The organism is Roseomonas marmotae (assembly GCF_017654485.1).
Classification (GTDB): Bacteria; Pseudomonadota; Alphaproteobacteria; order Acetobacterales; family Acetobacteraceae; genus Pseudoroseomonas; species Pseudoroseomonas marmotae.
In genome coordinates this window covers 3,491,911-3,507,532 of the sequence record NZ_CP061091.1, presented here as the reverse complement: position 1 = coordinate 3,507,532, position 15,622 = coordinate 3,491,911, and the positions used below count along the sequence as shown (strand labels likewise).

Below are 15,622 nucleotides of genomic sequence, written 5' to 3'. Positions count from 1 at the left end.
CCTTCAGCGGATCGACTTTCTTCGGGGTAAGTTATTCTTTTTACGTGAATTTTTGCTGCCGGCCCGGCATCCTGGGGGGGCGGGATGCGTTTTGACCGGGTGCGTGGAATGAAGCGGGTGGAATCATGACGGAACTGAAGATCGAGCTTCCTGACGAGATCGCCGAGAGCCTGGAGGAAAAGGCGACGGCGATGGGCACCACGGCGGACCAGCTTGTCTCCATCGTGCTGACCGATGTGGTGGCTGAGATGCCGGAGACGGATAACGACTGGCAGTATCGCTGACGGCCGGCGTCCTTCCGGCCAGCGCCGGTCCTCCATCCGGAGGCCTCCGCTGGCTGGAACGCCCCCGGGGGTCCGTCGCCGGAAGGCCTGCTCTCTGCTGCCATGGCCGGGCGGATCAGATGCTTTTGATGTCCTCTCCCACCCGCTCCCGCAGCGGCGCGAAGACGCGCAGGGCGCCGGGGCGGATGCGATAGAGCAGGGGCGGGCGCATCGGCGCCACCTCCCCATCCACCGAGACCCGCATCCAGGCGGAGCGCGAAGTGATCTCGGCCTCCGTCACCATGTGGCTCTCGAAATCCCGCTCCAGCCTGAGCTGACCCGTTATGGCCCTTAGCGCGAGCCTCGCCAGCCCCCAGGGGCGGCGGCTGCGCAGGATGAAGAGGCTGAGTTGCCCGCCATTCAGCAGGGCGCGCCGGCCCGGATGGGGCAGGCTGATCTCATAGGCATTGTTGCCGATGAAGATCAGCGGCGTGCGGAAGCGCCGGTTCCAGCCATTGGCCCGCACCCGCACCCGCCGCAGCGGATAGCGCAGCACAACCTTGCAGAAGGCCAGGGCCATGGCCGGCCATTTGCCCCAGCCGGCGCGGCGGCGCTGGCGGTCGCGTTCGACCACCATGGTGGGGTAGAGGCCGATGGAGGAGTTGTTGACGAAGACCCGCCCGTTCACCTCCGCCACATCCACAGATTGAAGCTGCCGCGCCGCGATGACCTGCACCGCGCCGTCGATATCCGTCGGCAGGCCGAGATCCCTGGCGAAATGGTTCAGTGTGCCCAGGGGCAGCACGCCGAAGGCGCGGCCCGTGCCGGCCATGATCCCCGCCACCAGCCCGATGGTGCCGTCCCCGCCACCGGCCACCACGGCATCGTAGCGGCGGCCGGGGCCGGTTTCTTCCAGGGCGGCGCGGGCCGCCTGCTCCAGCTCGGAGCCGGGCAGCATCTGGATATGGGCCTCCAGCCCGTGCCGCGCGAAGCTCTCGCGCAGCGCCGGCTGCGGGTCCTGGGCCAGCACCGAACCGCCCCCCGCATTGATCAGCACGCAGAGCCGCAAGGGCGTCAGCCGGTCCAAGGAGCTCAGGTCTGCTTGGCGATGATCCCGTTCAGGGTCCGGCAGGCGGCAACCACCGCCAGCAGCCACAGCCCCTGCACGATCAGCCCCGTCGGCGTCAGCACATGCCCGGCGGCGACCAGCTGGGTGGGGAAGGATCGCAGCATCGGCTGGATCTCCGGGGGCACGGGCAGGGCGGTGATGATCTGCGTCAGCGCCCACCAGAGACCTCCCAGCATCAGCAGCAGCGGCGCCACCACCTCGGCCACCAGCTCGGCAAAGGTCAGGGCGAAGGTAACGAGGCCCCAGAAGACGATGGCCAGGGCCCGCAGCGCCATCGCCGCCCAGCGACGGCCGGCGGAGTGGCCATCTCCAAACTCGTATTCGTCATGGGCCGAAAAGCCGGACATTGGCAGTCTCTCAGGGCGCAGGAAGTAGCCTTCTGCATAGACGATGCCGCCGGGCCGTCCCATCCCGGAATCACCCGCGCACGAAAAAGGGACATGGGCGGCGGCCCATGTCCCTTTTTCTTTAGCTCTGTGCCTGGCTTCAGCCGGGCTGCTGGATGGCCGAGAGCCGCCAGGCGCCGCCGTTCTGGCGCACGAAGGTCCAGAGCTCGGACACCGTCTTGCGGCTTTCGGGGTCGCCCTCCACCACCGCGCCGTTGCTCATGTCGCGCGTCACATCCACCAGGCTGAAGCGCATGGCGACAGTGGCGTATTCGGCATTGCCCTCGCGCCAGGCCTCGGACAGGTCACCCTGCTCCAGCTTCACGTCGCGGGTCTCGTTCTGCCAGTTGCGGGCGGCCAGATCGCGCAGGTCGCTGCGGAAGTAGCTGGCCATCTCGGCCGTCGCGAGGCTGGCCAGGGCGGGCTCGTCACGCCGCGTCCAGGCGATGTTGATGTCGCGCAGCAGCCGCTCGAAGGCCTGGAAATCGGCCGGCCCGACCTGCACCGGCACTCCGGCGGGGGCACCGCCGGCGCCCATGCCACCCATGGGGCGGCCGTCCTGCATCTGCCGGGCGTAGGAGCCGGCCGGGGCAGGACCACCAGCGGCGGCCTGCGGGCGCGGGCCGCCGGCCATGGCGGGCTGCTGGCGGTTGCGGATCAGCTTCATCACGAAGCGAACCGCGAAGACGATCAGCGCCACCTGCAGCAGCAGGCCCAGGATGCCAGCGAAGCCGCTGATGCCACCGAACAGCCCATTGCCGAACAGCAGCCCGCCGAGGCCGACGCCGATCAGGCCGCCCATCATGCCGGCCATGAAGCCGCCACCGAACATGCCTCCACGGGCCGGCGCGGCGGCGCCTGGCGTCGCCGGGGCGGCGGGGCGCGTCGGCGGGGTGGCGCTGCGGTCGAAGGGCCGCGGGGTGGTATTGGGGATGGTGCGTGTGGCGGGGGGCGGGCTGAAGCTCCGCGAGCCGCGGCTACCCGAACTGAAGCCGCCACCCGGCCGCGCCTCTGCCAGGGCGGGTCCAAACACAAGCGCGAGCATGGCCAGTGCGGCCAGGAACCTGGCGGAACGTCGCATCGATTCTCTCCGGCGTGTCATCATTTGTCCACCATATAGGAAGGTAGGGCCGCGCCGCCAACGCGGACCGTGACTTCGCGGGCGGAATGTTCCGAGGGATGGTTTCGTTAGCCTCCCCGGCCCGCCTCAGGCCAGCCGCCGCAGCAGCGCCGCCCGGATGTCGTTCTGGGTATAGGGTTTCTTGATGACCGCCGCGTCGCGGAATCGTTCGGGGAAGGCGCTGGCCTCGCCATAGCCGGTGGCGAAGACGAAGGGGATGCCGCGCGCTGTCAGCGCATCCGCGACGGGGAAGCTGTTCTCCCGCCCGAGGTTCATGTCCAGCAGCGCGATATCCGGCGGCGAGCGGGAGATGATCTGCAGGGCCGCCTGCACGTTGGAGGCCACCTCCACCGAGGCCGCGCCGAGGCGGCGGAGCTGATCCTCCGCATCCATGGCGATCAGCAGGTTGTCCTCGACCAGCATGATGTTCAGCGCCAGCGAGACATTCTCCTCCTCCACCTCGCGGAGAGGCTGGGGGCTCTCCTCGGCCGGGCGGGGGACGGCGTCATGCACATAGGCGGCAGGCAGCACGAAGCGGCCCTGCATGCCGCCCAGCGTATAGCGCAGCTCGGCCTCGCCCTTCAGGTCGTGCGGCACCGCGCGCTCGATGATGGTGGTGCCGAAGCCCTTGCGGCTCGGTGGCTGCACCGGGGGGCCGCCCTCTTCCGTCCAGAGGATCTCCAGCGCACCCTCGGGCAGCCGCTGCCAAGTGATGCGGACAAGGCCGTGGCGGTCGCAGAGCGCGCCGTATTTGGCGGCATTGGTCATCATCTCATGGATGACGAGGGCCATGGTCGTATGCGCCTGCGGGTCCAGCAGCACCGGCGGGCCGGAGAGGAGGACGCGGTCGGCCTTGTGTTCCAGATAGGCGGCGGCCTCGGCCATCACGAGGTCGGCCAGCGGCGCCGGCTGCCACTTATCGGCGGTGATCTGGTCATGCGCCCGGGCCAGGGCCTGGATGCGGCCGCCGACCAGCTTGGCGAATTCCTCGACCGTGGCGGCATTGCCCTGGCTCTGCTTCACCAGCCCGCGGATCAGGCTGAGGATGTTCCGCACACGGTGGTTCAGCTCGGCGATCAGGATCTCCTGCCGCTCCTGCGCCACGCGCCTCTCCTGCTCCGCCATGTCGGAGAGCTGCAGCACCACCTCGAGCAGCGAGATCCGCAGCCGCTCGGCCATCTGCAAGTCGCTCTCGGTCCAGGCCTCGCTGCGGCCCTCCACCGTCTCCCGCCAGGCGGCGAAGCTCTTGCGCGGGGTCAGGCGGATGCCGTTGGGGCCGAGGCTGACGGGCTTGTTAGGGTTGCCCGCCCAGGTCACCGCATGCGCCACCTGCCGGCGGAAGAAGACGAGATAGTCGCGCGGGGCACGGGAGAGGGGGAGGGCCAGCAGCCCCGCGGCGCGGTCGGCATAGTCGCGCGCGGGCTCATGCAGCTTGCCCAGATGGTGGGTGGAGAAGATGGTGCCCGAGGCCGAACGGTTGAGGAAGCCGATCAGGGCGGCGAATTCCTCGGCCGTGGGCGTATGGCCATGCAGCGCCGTGCCGCTGGCGCTCCACAGGCCGATGCCGTCGCAGGGCAGCACCTCGGACAGGATGTCCAGGAAATCGGTCAGGCTCCGGCTGCCCGGGCGCATGGCGCCCAGAGAGGCCATGAGCCGGTTGTGCACCTTGTTGGCCGCCGCCTCCCGCGCCAGCTCGATCTCCCGCTCCCGGCTCTCCAGCTGCAGGGAGAAGATCTGGGAGAAAAGCTCGGCGGCGGTGCGGCGCTCGAAGGGGATACGCAGCGGCTCGGGGTTGTGGCAGGCGATCAGCCCCCAGAGCTTGCCCTTGCGGAGCACCGAGATCGACATGGAGGCGGCGACCCCCATGTTCTTCAGGTACTCGATATGGATGGGGGAGACGCTGCGGAGCACGCTCAGCGAGAGGTCCAGCACCTGCCCATCGGCGTCCCGCGCCGGCAGGATGGGCACGGGGGCGGCATCGGCGTCGCTGATCAGCCGCAGCCAGTTGCGCTCGTAGAGCTGGCGCGCCTGCTTCGGGATGTCCGAGGCCGGGAAGCGCAGGCCCATGAAGGCCTCCAGGAAGCTGGCGGCGGATTCCGCGACCACCTCGCCGCCGCCATCGTGATGGAAGCGGTAGAGCATGACGCGGGCGAAGCCGGTCAGGCCGCGGATCTGGCGCACCGCCTCCCGGCAGAGGCCCTCCATCCCGTCGGCCTGCTGCAGGCGGGCGATCATGCTGCGGACGGTGGTGCTGGCCTCCAGCCCGTCCTCGAGATCCGAGGGCTCGGCCTCGATGACGATCTGCTCGTCCACCATGTGCACGGCGAGGTCATAGGGCGCCCCGCCATCGCGCAGCGCCACGCCGAAAAGCCGCTCCAGCGCATCCGGGCCGCGCAGCATGTGCAGCCGCCCGCCGATCTCGTGCAGCGCCTCCCAGCTAAAGACCTCGGAGAGCGGCCGTCCCAGCAGCGCCTCGGGCGGCTCCTCCAGGAACTCCTCCACATTGGCCGAGACCCGGCGGATCTGCCATTCCGAGGAGGTGGCGATCAGGAAGCCATTGGGCTGGATGGCGCCCAGCAGATGGATCGGCTCACGATCGCAATTGGTCAGGTCGATCTCGACCGGGGGGGCCTGTATCGGCGGTGGCGGAGCAGGGTCACGCATGAAGCGGGGTGTCCTCCGCCTGTTCGGCGGCCAGGGCGGCGTGGAAGCACCGGAAGGCGTCGCGGGCGCCCTCGGTGGCCTGGGGCCACAGTGCCGGATCGGCGAGCCGGTCCTCCAGCCGCACCAGGAAGGCGAGCCAGGCATTGCCCTCTCCCGCCACCTGATGTCCGAGATAGGCTGTGGCGGCCGGTTTTGAAGGGCCGGCCGCCTTGTTGACCTGCCGCAGCAGCATGCCATTGCCGAAGCGCGACCCCTCCAGCACATAGGCGGCGCCCAGGGCGGCGGCGGCGCTGGCCGGCGGCCCGAAGGGCAGGGGGGGCGGCGGCTCGACGCCCAGCGCGGCCAGGTCGGCCGCCAGGGCGGCACGGCGGGAACGCCGGGGCCAGTCGGGCAGCAGCCCGGCGATCCCGGCCTCCTCCAGCGCCTGTTCCAGCGCGGGCAGGGCGCGGGCATGGGCGCGGAGGAAGCGCCGGTAGCCCGCCGGCGTCTCCAGCGGGAAGCGGCTGCCCAGCATGTCCACGCCCGCGTGCTGTTCCTCGGTCGACTGCCGCAAATGCCAGCGGATGCCCTGCTGAAGCTGCCCCGAAACGTCCCGCATTCACCTGTCCTGCAGTCCTGCCACGGGTGCCGCCTGTGGCAACCGTCCTGTTCCTGAAGGCAGCCTAGCGGTAAAGCCGGCCCGGTGCACACCCGAACCATTCCGGAGAGGGGTAGGCATGCCCCGGCGGCCCTGGCAATCAGGCGCCCGGCACCCAATCTCTGGCCTTGCCATTTCGCCTTGCCCTTCGTCGCCGCAGGACCGATGCCATGGACCATCCTCACCCCCAGGACCCGCACGCCACCGGCCCGGCCGGGAAGTCGTGGTGCCCGGGCGGCTCCCGCCGGGTGGCGCTGGTGCTGCAGGGTGGCGGCGCGCTGGGGGCGTTCCAGGCGGGGGTCTATGAGGCGCTGGAGGAGGCCGGGATCGGGCTGGACTGGCTCGCCGGGGTGTCCATCGGCGCCGTCAACGGCGCGCTGATCGCCGGCAATCCGCCGGAGCGGCGGCTCGCGGCGCTGCGCGAGTTCTGGGATACCGTGACCACGGAGCGGCTCTGGCCCTTCGGGCTGGACCTGCCGGAGGTGCTGGATAGCGGCGACTGGCTGCGGCAATGGCAGCACGAGGCCTCGGCGGCGCTGACGATGCTGCAGGGCCAGCCCGGCTTCTTCACGCCGAATGTGCCCAGCCCCTGGCTCTCCGTCTCCGGCATGAGGACGGCGACCGCCTTCTACGACAGCGCGCCGCTGCGGCAGACGCTGCGCCGGCTGGTGGATTTCGGGCGGCTGAACGATGGCGGCATCCGCCTCTCGGTCGGCGCCGTGAATGTCGGCAGCGGCAACTTCGCCTATTTCGACAATGCCCGGATGCGGCTGACGGAGGACCACATCATGGCCTCCGGCGCCCTGCCGCCGGCACTGCCGATGATCCGGGTGGATGGGGAGAGCTACTGGGACGGGGGCCTCGTCTCCAATACGCCGCTGGCGCATCTGCTGGAGAACCTGGAGGACCGGAACACCCTGGCTTTCCAGGTGGACCTCTTCAGCGCCCGCGGCCCGGTGCCGCGCAGCATGCCGGCGGTGCTGGCGCGGCAGAAGGACATCCAGTACAGCAGCCGCACGCGCATGGTGACCAATGCCTATCGCCGCCTGCGCGCGCTGGAACTGGAATTGCGGCGTGCCCTGGCCCTGGTGCCGGAGGACCGGCTGGATGACGGGCAGCGTGCCCTGAAACGCCGGCTGGAACGGCTGCCGGAGGTGGTGATCCTGCACCTGATCTATCGCCAGCAGGCCCATGAGGGGCAGGCCAAGGACTATGAATTCTCCTCCGGCGCGATGCGGGAGCACTGGCATGCCGGGCTGGAGGATACCCGTGCCACCTTGCGCCGCGGCCACTGGCTGGCCATGCCCCCACCAGGCAGCGGCATCCAGGTGTACGACATCCACCGGCCCTGAGCCGGAACCCCCCAGCAACCGCCCGCGCCGGCCGCGCATTCTTCTTCCTGGCCCACCTTTCCGGCCCTGACCCCTACGGAGCCCCGATGGCCCTCCTGCTGAACATCCTCTGGAACATTCCCGGCCTGGGATTCATCCCGGCGCTGATGTGGCTGGTGGCGGCTGTCCTGATGGCACTGACGATCATCGGCCTGCCCTGGGCCCGGGCCTGCCTGATGATGGCCCGCTACAGCTTCACGCCCTTCGGCTATACCCTCGTGACCACCGAGGAACTGACCGGCCGCGGCACGCTGGGCACCGGCCCGCTGGGCTGGCTGGCCAATATCCTCTGGTTCCTGCTGGCCGGCATCTGGCTCTGCATCGCGCATCTGACCCTGGCGGCGAGCACGGCCATCACCATCATCGGCCTGCCCTTCGCCTGGGCGCATCTGAAGCTGGCGGCGGCCTCGCTCTTCCCGGTGGGCAAGCGGGTGGTGCCGAACGCGGTGGGCGATGCCATCGCCCTGGGGCGTGGCCAGGCGGGGCTGGACCGGGCACGGCGCTGAGCATGGCTGCTGTGGATGTGCTGGTGGTCGGCGCCGGCGCGGCCGGCATCGCTGCCGCCCGCGCGCTGCGACAGGCCGGGCTGACCTGCCAGGTGCTGGAGGCGCGGGAGCGGGCGGGCGGGCGCGCGGCCACCGACAGCGTGACGCTCGGCGCGCCCTTCGACCTCGGCGCCACCTGGCTTCATGCCGCCGGCCGGAACCCGCTGCGCGGCCTGGCCGAACAAATGGGCATGGCGCCTTTCGACCATGGCAGCGCACGGCAATCCGTCTGTTTCGAAAATGGCCAGCTGGTGGATGCGGCGGCCATGGCCGAATACGACGCCGCCTGGGAAGGCTTCCACGCGAAGCTGGCGGCCATGCCCCGCCGTCCCGGGGAGAGCGCCGCCGCGCTGGCCGTCCGCGCCGGCTTCGGCGCCGGCCACTGGGACGCCACCATCCTGCACTGGGAAGGCCCGGTGATCTGCGCTGCCCCCATGTCGGCCATGGATGCGGCGGACTGGCTCGACACGCTGCTGGAGCCGCCCGACCTGCTTCTGCCTGAGGGTGCGGGCAGCCTGATGAGGCGCCTCGCAGAGGGCCTGCCCATCGCCTATGGCGCGGTGGTGAGGCGGCTGGACTGGTCCGGCCCCCGCGTGATCGCGGAAGGGGATTTCGGCCGGCTGGAAGCCACCGCCGCCATCGTGACGGTGCCAACCTCCGTGCTCGCCGCCGGGGCCATCCAGTTCAACCCGGACCTGCCCGACCGGACGGCGCAGGCCATCCACGACCTGCCGCTGGGCCTGCTGACCAAGATCGGGCTGCGCGCAGCGGGGCAGGACCGGCTGGGCCTGGCGCCCTTCACTGGCATCGAGCGCCGGGTGGCGCGGCAGGATGAGGCAGCGCTGACCGCCATTGCCTGGCCCTTTGGCCATGACCACCTGATGGGCTTCGTCGGCGGACCGCATGCCTGGGCACTGGCGGACGCCGGGCCCGAGGCCACCATCGACTTCGCCTTCGAGGAACTGCGCCGCAATTTCGGCGCCCGCGCCACCCAGGCGCTGCGGCGGGACGGAGGACTGGTCAGCGACTGGGGGCGTGACCCCTTTTCGCGCGGCGCCTATAGCCACGCCTTGCCGGGGCGCGCCGCCGCCCGCGCCATCCTGGCGGAACCCCTGGCGGGCGGGCGGCTCTGCTTCGCGGGGGAGGCCTGTCATACCGGGCTGGCCGCCACGCTGGGCGGTGCCTGGGAAACGGGAGAGGCCGCCGCCGCCCATGCGGCCCGCGCGATGCGGGGGCGGGGCGGGGCGGCCGGAGTGAGTGGAACCGATCATGCGGGATGAGGCCCAGGAACCGGGTTTCGCGCGGGAGGGCGACAGGCTCGCCCTGCGCGGCGCGCTGACCACCGAGCGGATCGGCCGGCTCTGGGATCCGGTGCTCCGCGCCGGGCGTGGCGCGGCGGTGGTGGACCTTTCCGGGGTTTCTGCCCTGGATACCAGCGGCGCCGCCCTGGTGCTGGCGGCCGGTGGCCGCGAAGCGCGGCTGGAAGGCGCGGGTTCCGGCATCGCCGCCGTGCTGGAGCGCGCCCGCGTGGCGCTGGAGGCGCCGCGCCCGCAGCCGCCGGGCAGGGGCCTGCCCTTCGTCGCCGCCCTCGGTGCCTGGGGCGTGGGCCGGGTAAAGGCGGCGGCCGAGGGCATCGGCTTCATGGGAGAGGCGGTGGTGCTCGGCCTCTCCGTGCTGCGCCACCCGGGCCAGCTGCGGCTGGCCGACCTGTTGCGGCATCTGGACGAGGCGGGGCTGCGCGCCTTTCCGCTGGCCATCCTGCTGGGCATGCTGATCGGCGTCATCCTGGCCTTCCAGTCCTCCATCCCCATGCGGATGTTCGGCGCGGAGATCTTCATCCCCGCCCTGGTCGGCATCTCCATGATCCGCGAACTGGGCCCGCTGATCGCCGCCATCATCCTCTCCGGCCGCACCGGCTCCGCCTATGCCGCCGAACTCGGCACCATGACGGTGAACGAGGAGGTGGACGCGCTGCGCATCATGGGTGTGGAGCCGGTGGCCATGCTGGTGCTGCCGCGCCTGCTGGCGGCCATGCTGGTGATGCCCGTGCTGGCGCTGCTGATGAACCTCTCCGGCCTCATCGGCATGGGGATCGTGATGGGCACGCTGGGCTTCCCGGCGACGCTGGTGATCAACCAGCTGCAGCAATGGCTGACGCTGGGCGGGCTGGCGGGCGGGCTGTTCAAGGCCATGGTCTTCGGCGTGGTCATCGCCGGCATCGGCTGCCGTGCCGGCCTCTCCGCCGGACGCGGGCCGCGCGCGGTGGGCGACGCCGCCACGGCCGCGGTGGTGGGCGGCATCGTCGCCACCGTGGTGCTGGATGGCTTCTTCGCCGTGATGTTCTATCGGTTGGGCTGGTGATGACGGCTTCCCGCATGGTTCCCTCCAGGCCCGGCGAGCCGGATGCCGGCAACCGCACCGCCGGCCCGCGCCCCGGCAGCCCGGAACGCCCCGATGCCGCAACCCGTCCCACGGGAGCCGAGACGCCCGGCGTCGCCCCGCCGGCGGGGCGGGATGCGCCCGACGTGCACCCGCGCGAGGTAACGGACCCGGTGGTGGAGGCGCGTGGCGTCGCCATGGCCTTCGGCGCCAATACCCTCTTCCGCGACGTCAGCTTCCAGGTGGAGCGGGGCGAGGTCTTCGTGATCCTCGGCGGCTCGGGCTGCGGCAAGTCCACCCTGCTGAAGATGCTGATCGGCCTCTACAACCCGACGGCGGGGGAGAGCCGCATCCTCGGCCAGGACCTGCATCACGCCAGCGGCGACGAACGCCGCGAGCTGCTGGCGAAGCTGGGCGTCATGTGGCAGTCAGGCGCGCTCTTCGGCAGCATGACGCTGCTGGAGAATGTCATGCTGCCGCTGGAGGAGCATACGCGCCTGCCCCCGCGCGGGCGGGAGGAGGTGGCGCGGGTGAAGCTCGGCCTCGTCGGCCTCTCCGACGCCGCCGACCGGCTGCCGGCCGAGATCTCCGGCGGCATGGCGAAGCGCGCCGGCATCGCGCGCGCCATGGCGCTGGACCCGCCGGTGCTCTTCCTGGACGAACCGAGCGCGGGCCTCGACCCCATCACCTCGGCGGGGCTGGACCAGCTCATCAAGGATCTGGCCCGCGACCTCGGCACCACCTTCGTGGTGGTGACGCATGAGCTGCAGAGCATCCTGGCCATCGGCGACCGTTGCATCATGCTGGACAAGCAGGCCAAAGGCATCATCGCCGAAGGCGACCCGCGCGAATTGCGCGACCACGCGGCGCACCCGACCGTGCGCGCTTTCTTCCGCCGGGAGGCGATCTAGGCCATGGCGAAATCCCGCAAGCTCTATGTCCGTGTCGGCATGCTGCTGCTGGCCGGCATCGTGCTGGGAGTGGGCTTCCTCCTGTTCCTGACGGCCGGGCGCGTCGGCAAATCCGCCGAGATCTTCGAGACCTACCTGGGCGAGAGCGTCACCGGGCTGGAGGTCGGCGCGCCCGTGCGCTACCGCGGCGTGCAGATCGGCCAAGTGACGGAGGTCGGGCTGGTCAATGCCGCATACCGGCCGGACAGCCGCCAGCAGGCGGCAGCCGCCTTCCAGCTGGTGCTGGTCCGCATGGCGATCGACCCCAAGCGCGCCACCATGCCGAATGTGGAAGCGACGGAGCGCGCGGTGCAGAACGGGCTGCGGGCCCGCCTGGCCAGCCAGGGACTGACCGGCGTGGCCTATATGGAGCTGGATTTCGTCGACCCCGCCCGCTACCCGCCGCGCGATGTGCCCTGGAGGCCGGAATATCCCGTGATCCCCTCAGTGCCCTCCACCGTGGTCCAGGTGCAGAACGCGGCGGAAGCGGTGCTCGCGCGGATCCAGGATGCGCCGCTGGAGGAGATCATGAACAACATCGCCGGGCTCACCGGGGCGCTGAACGGGCAGGTCACGGGCGACGGCGACCTGACCCGCACCCTGCGCGAGGCGGCCGAGACCATGGCGGTGCTGCGCCAGGCGGTGGCGGGTTCCGACATCGGCGGCACGCTGACGGAGCTGCACAGCGTCGCCACGAACCTGAACAACCTGACCAGCGGCCCGGAGACCAGGCGGACCCTGGCCAGCATCGCCTCTGCCGCCGAGGGGATGCGTGTGGCGGTCTCCAGGCTGCCCGCCGCCATCGAGAGCCTGGAGCGCACTGCCCGCGCCGCGCGGAGCGTGACGCAGGACACCAATGCCGATCTGGCGCCCATCCTGCGCGACCTGCGGGCGGTGGCCAGCAACCTGCGCGATGCGACCGAGTTGCTGCGCCGGGCGCCCGGCCAGGCCATTTTCGGCGCACCGCCGCCGCCTAACCGATAAGGCCCAGGATGATGAAACGACGCGCCTTGCTGCTGGCACTCCCGATGACCGTCGCACTGGCCGCCTGCGGCAGCGTCCTCGAACGCCCCTATGTGGAGGTGCAGCGCTTCCCGCTGGACGCGCGGCGGCCGGGCGCGCGCCGCGGGCCCGGCCGGCGGGTGCTGCTGTTGCGGCTGATGCGCGCGGGGCCGGGGATGGAGACGCGCGGGCTGCGCAGTGTCCGCCCCGATGGCACCGAGAACGTGGACTTCTACGCCGAATGGGTCGCGCCCCCGGCCGAGCTGGCGGAGGAGGCCCTGCGTCGCTGGCTCTCGGCATCCGGCCTGTTCAGCGCCGTGGTGGCGCCGGGCAGCCGCGCGCGCGCCGACTACATCCTGGAATGCGAGCTGACCACGCTGGTGGCGGACATCCCCAAGCGGCAGGCGCGGGCCGGGCTTTCCGCCGTGCTGATCCGCGACCGGGACGGCGATACCCAGGTGCTGCGGCAGTTCGCCGTCACCGGAACGGCGCCGCTGCCTGCGCCATCCGCCGATGGCACCCTGCCGGCCGAGGTCCAGGCCGCCGGCATGAACGAAGCTCTGGCCGCCGCGCTGGGCTCGCTGGAGAACCGGATCGCGCAGTTCGCAGGCTGAGGCGGGCGGATTCTTCCGCGGCCGTTAACCATGTGCTCACGCTTCCGCGCTTAGTCTCAAAACAGAGACTACAACCTGGTTCCAATCATATTATGAGATTGGGGCCGGGCGGCGGAGGTGATGCATATGACAGGCGGCAGCGACCCCTGGGACGATGTCTGGGACGCCTATGAGGCGCGGCAGGCTCCGCCTGCTCCGGCGGTCATGGCTTCCGCCAGTGGCGGGGCGCCCAATCGGCGTGGCTGGCTCCGGGCGATAGCAATGACAGCCGTATTTGGCCTGGGCTGCGCCGCCGGCTCTGCATGGCCGCTGATGAGCCTCTATGCCCTGGTGCTGCGACAGGACGCGCCCGCGCTGCTGCGGCAGCTGGATCTGGCACCGGCGCGGGAGGGGCTTCGGCTGGCGCTGCGGGACCACGCGGGCCTGTCCGCCCGGGCTCCGGCCGGCGGGATGGAGCGGCTCCTGGCAGGAATGGCGGACGAGATGGCCGATGCTCTGGCCCGCCCAGGCGCATTGCGGCAGGTGATGCTGGCCCGGCAGGAGACTTCCTGGCCGCGGCGCGACCCGGCCGCGCCGCCCCTGCAGCGGCTGCGCCCGGCGGGCTGGGGCGGCACCTCGCTGGAATGGGGGCCGGCGGAGGGGCAGGGTGGCTTCGGGCTGGATCTGGTCCGGGGGCCCGAAGGCTGGCGCGTGGCGGCGGTACGGCTGTTGGACGCCCCCGTTACCGGGGATGCGCCGCATCCGCCACTGTCCCATCGGCGGGTCGCCCTGGGCTCGCCGCCCCGTCCCGGCTGAAACGCGGCCGTGCCGCTTGCCGCCGCCGCCTGCGGGCTATAATCCGGCAGGGCAGCAGGAATGGGATGAGGGCATGGCGACCGACCTGGAGATCGCACGCGCGGCGCGGTTGCGCCCGATCCGCGAGATCGCCGAGAAGGCCGGAATCCCCGAGGACTCGCTGGAGCCCTATGGCCGCTACAAGGCCAAGGTCAGCCTGGACTTCGTGCGGGCGCAGCAGTCCCGCCCCGATGGCGCGCTGGTGCTGGTGACGGGCATCAACCCCACCGCCGCCGGCGAGGGCAAGACCACCACCACCGTCGGCCTGGGCGATGCGCTGAACAGCCTGGGCACGAAGGCGATGATCGCGCTGCGCGAGCCCTCGCTCGGCCCCTGCTTCGGCGTGAAGGGCGGCGCGACGGGTGGCGGCTATGCCCAGGTGCTGCCGATGGAGGAGATCAACCTCCATTTCACCGGCGATTTCCACGCCATCACCTCGGCCAACAACCTGCTCTCGGCCATGGTGGACAACCACCTCTACTGGGGCAACGAGCTGGGGCTGGATGCCCGCCGCATCGTCTGGCGCCGTGCCATCGATATGAACGACCGCGCGCTGCGCTCCGTCACCGCGGGCCTGGGCGGCGTGCCCAACGGCTTCCCGCGCGAGGATGGCTTCGACATCACGGTGGCCTCCGAGGTCATGGCGGTCTTCTGCCTGGCGAAGGATCTGGCGGACCTGCAGGCGCGGCTGGGGCGCATCATCGTCGGCCATACGCGGGACGGTAAGGCCATCACCGCGCATGACCTGAAGGCGGATGGCGCCATGGCGGCGCTGCTGCGGGACGCGCTGGCGCCCAACCTCGTGCAGACGCTGGAGGGCTCGCCCGCCCTGGTGCATGGCGGGCCTTTCGCCAATATCGCCCATGGCTGCAACAGCGTGATCGCGACGAAGCTGGCGCTGAAGCTGGCGGATGTGGTGGTGACGGAAGCGGGCTTCGGCGCCGACCTGGGCGCCGAGAAGTTCCTGGACATCAAGTGCCGCGCCGCCGGGCTGCGCCCTGCCGCCTGCGTGGTGGTGGCCACCGTGCGCGCGCTGAAGCTGCATGGCGGCGTGGCCAAGTCGGCACTGGGCACCGAGGATGTCGCGGCCGTGACGCGCGGCATCGCCAATCTGAAGCGCCATGTGCAGAACATGCAGAAATTCGGCTTGCCCGTGGTGGTGGCGCTGAACAAATTCACCAGCGACACCCAGGCCGAGGTCGAGGCGGTGCAGGCCGCCATGCGCGCGCTGGGCACCGAGGCCATCCTCTGCACCCACTGGGCCGATGGCGCGGCAGGCGCGGCCGATCTGGCGCGGGCGGTGCAGGGGCTGATCGCCGGCGGCACCGCCGAGTTCGAGCCGATCTACCCCAGCCATGTCTCGCTGGCCGGCAAGATCGAGACGGTGGCGCGGGAGATCTATCACGCCGCCTCCGTCTCCATCCCGCCGCCGGTGGCCGCCAAGCTGAAGAGATTCGAGGATGCGGGCTTCGCCCATGTCCCCGTCTGCATCGCCAAGACGCAGTATTCCTTCTCCGCCGACCCGACGCTGCTGGGCGCGCCGGAGGGGCATGTGCTGCCGCTGCGCGACGTGCGGCTCTCGGCCGGCGCGGGCTTCGTCGTGGCCATCGCGGGTGAGATCATGACCATGCCCGGGCTGCCCCGGCACCCGGCCGCCGAAGGCATCGGCCTGGATGCCGAGGGGCGGATCGAGGGGCTGTTCTGAGCC

General features: G+C 71.0%; 15 protein-coding genes. 10 read left to right on the top strand and 5 right to left on the bottom strand.

Annotated features, from left to right (window positions below; genetic code table 11):
- Positions 1-125 precede the first annotated feature (125 nt).
- A complete protein-coding gene (locus IAI58_RS16570; protein ID WP_207444778.1) occupies positions 126-284 on the top strand; it encodes a hypothetical protein in 159 nt (52 codons plus the stop codon).
- A 115-nt stretch (positions 285-399) separates the two neighbouring features.
- Here the strand turns inward: IAI58_RS16570 and IAI58_RS16565 are convergent, their stop codons facing one another.
- The 5 genes from IAI58_RS16565 to IAI58_RS16545 all read right to left on the bottom strand — a co-directional run bounded on the left by IAI58_RS16565 (position 400) and on the right by IAI58_RS16545 (position 6,160).
- Positions 400-1,350: a diacylglycerol/lipid kinase family protein gene (locus tag IAI58_RS16565; RefSeq protein ID WP_237182103.1), complete on the bottom strand. Its 951-nt coding sequence runs from the start codon at positions 1,348-1,350 to the stop codon at positions 400-402.
- Positions 1,351-1,355: 5 nt separating this feature from the next.
- Positions 1,356-1,739, bottom strand: a complete 384-nt coding sequence (locus tag IAI58_RS16560) for a hypothetical protein (protein WP_207444779.1) — start codon at positions 1,737-1,739, stop codon at positions 1,356-1,358.
- A 139-nt stretch (positions 1,740-1,878) separates the two neighbouring features.
- Positions 1,879-2,859, bottom strand: a complete 981-nt coding sequence (locus tag IAI58_RS16555) for a TIM44-like domain-containing protein (protein WP_237182104.1) — start codon at positions 2,857-2,859, stop codon at positions 1,879-1,881.
- Between the two features lie 126 nt (positions 2,860-2,985).
- Positions 2,986-5,562 (bottom strand): HWE histidine kinase domain-containing protein, encoded by a 2,577-nt coding sequence (locus tag IAI58_RS16550; RefSeq protein ID WP_207444781.1) that lies wholly within the window; start codon positions 5,560-5,562, stop codon positions 2,986-2,988.
- A complete protein-coding gene (locus IAI58_RS16545) occupies positions 5,555-6,160 on the bottom strand; it encodes a biliverdin-producing heme oxygenase (protein WP_207444782.1) in 606 nt (201 codons plus the stop codon). Before IAI58_RS16545 ends, IAI58_RS16550 begins: the two co-directional genes overlap by 8 nt.
- Positions 6,161-6,369: 209 nt before the next feature.
- On the opposite strand from IAI58_RS16545, the gene IAI58_RS16540 reads away from it, so the two are divergent.
- The 9 genes from IAI58_RS16540 to IAI58_RS16500 all read left to right on the top strand — a co-directional run bounded on the left by IAI58_RS16540 (position 6,370) and on the right by IAI58_RS16500 (position 15,619).
- A complete protein-coding gene (locus tag IAI58_RS16540; RefSeq protein ID WP_207444783.1) occupies positions 6,370-7,551 on the top strand; it encodes a patatin-like phospholipase family protein in 1,182 nt (393 codons plus the stop codon).
- Between the two features lie 86 nt (positions 7,552-7,637).
- The gene (locus IAI58_RS16535; protein WP_207444784.1) at positions 7,638-8,096 is read left to right on the top strand and encodes a YccF domain-containing protein; all 459 of its coding nucleotides are present in this window, start codon (positions 7,638-7,640) and stop codon (positions 8,094-8,096) included.
- Positions 8,097-8,098: 2 nt separating this feature from the next.
- On the top strand, positions 8,099-9,415 hold the full coding sequence (locus tag IAI58_RS16530) for a flavin monoamine oxidase family protein (protein ID WP_207444785.1): 1,317 nt from the start codon (positions 8,099-8,101) through the stop codon (positions 9,413-9,415).
- A complete protein-coding gene (locus tag IAI58_RS16525) occupies positions 9,405-10,496 on the top strand; it encodes an ABC transporter permease (RefSeq protein WP_207444786.1) in 1,092 nt (363 codons plus the stop codon). Before IAI58_RS16530 ends, IAI58_RS16525 begins: the two co-directional genes overlap by 11 nt.
- Complete coding sequence (locus tag IAI58_RS16520; protein WP_408906179.1) at positions 10,496-11,425, top strand: ABC transporter ATP-binding protein; 930 nt, start codon at positions 10,496-10,498, stop codon at positions 11,423-11,425. The genes IAI58_RS16525 and IAI58_RS16520 overlap by 1 nt, the downstream gene beginning before the upstream one ends.
- Positions 11,426-11,428: 3 nt before the next feature.
- Complete coding sequence (locus IAI58_RS16515) at positions 11,429-12,448, top strand: MlaD family protein (protein WP_207444787.1); 1,020 nt, start codon at positions 11,429-11,431, stop codon at positions 12,446-12,448.
- A gap of 8 nt (positions 12,449-12,456) precedes the next feature.
- Positions 12,457-13,080 carry an ABC-type transport auxiliary lipoprotein family protein gene (locus IAI58_RS16510; RefSeq protein ID WP_207444788.1) on the top strand — a complete coding sequence of 208 codons (624 nt, stop codon included), beginning with the start codon at positions 12,457-12,459 and terminating at the stop codon, positions 13,078-13,080.
- 126 nt (positions 13,081-13,206) lie between these two features.
- A complete protein-coding gene (locus IAI58_RS16505; protein ID WP_207444789.1) occupies positions 13,207-13,875 on the top strand; it encodes a hypothetical protein in 669 nt (222 codons plus the stop codon).
- A gap of 73 nt (positions 13,876-13,948) precedes the next feature.
- Complete coding sequence (locus tag IAI58_RS16500; protein WP_207444790.1) at positions 13,949-15,619, top strand: formate--tetrahydrofolate ligase; 1,671 nt, start codon at positions 13,949-13,951, stop codon at positions 15,617-15,619.
- Positions 15,620-15,622: the final 3 nt, after the last annotated feature.